Source organism: Arthrobacter sp. B2a2-09 (assembly GCF_027587375.1).
In the GTDB taxonomy this organism is placed as follows: domain Bacteria; phylum Actinomycetota; class Actinomycetes; order Actinomycetales; family Micrococcaceae; genus Arthrobacter.
On the sequence record NZ_JAMXIC010000102.1, the window covers coordinates 1 to 437 of the forward strand.

A 437-nucleotide genomic window follows, 5' to 3' on the forward strand; every position below is an offset into this window, starting at 1 on the left:
TTCTCGCGTTCCTCGCCGCCCCGTCTTCGGCAAACATGCTGGCAATGATTACGGATGAAACAGGAACCGGCCTTAACGTGTTCAACACATCGCCGACTCTGGTTACCCCGAACATCGGAGCGGCTGTCGCCAGTTCATTGCAGCGCGGCGCCGTCGTCACCAAGACGCTCGACTTCGCTGTAGCTGATACCGAAAACTGGATATCCTGCAACGGCGGCGCAACCATCACCGTTACCCTGCCATCTGCTGCCACCTTCCCGGGCCGGGAAATCATGCTGAAGACGATTGCAGCCTTCACCGTTGTGTCTGCCTCGGCTAACGTGCTCCCGCTTGCTGGAGGCGCTGCCGGGACGGCGATCTTGGCCGCCACCGCAGGAAAGTATGCCACTCTGGTCAGTGACGGCACCGACTGGGTAATCATGGCGGGCAACTGATGA

General features: G+C 60.0%; 1 protein-coding gene. It reads left to right on the forward strand.

All coding sequences use genetic code 11. The features are described 5' to 3' along the window. The coding region (locus NFJ07_RS25720) for a hypothetical protein (protein WP_269998941.1) at positions 1-434 on the forward strand (434 nt) is incomplete at its 5' end. Positions 435-437: the final 3 nt, after the last annotated feature.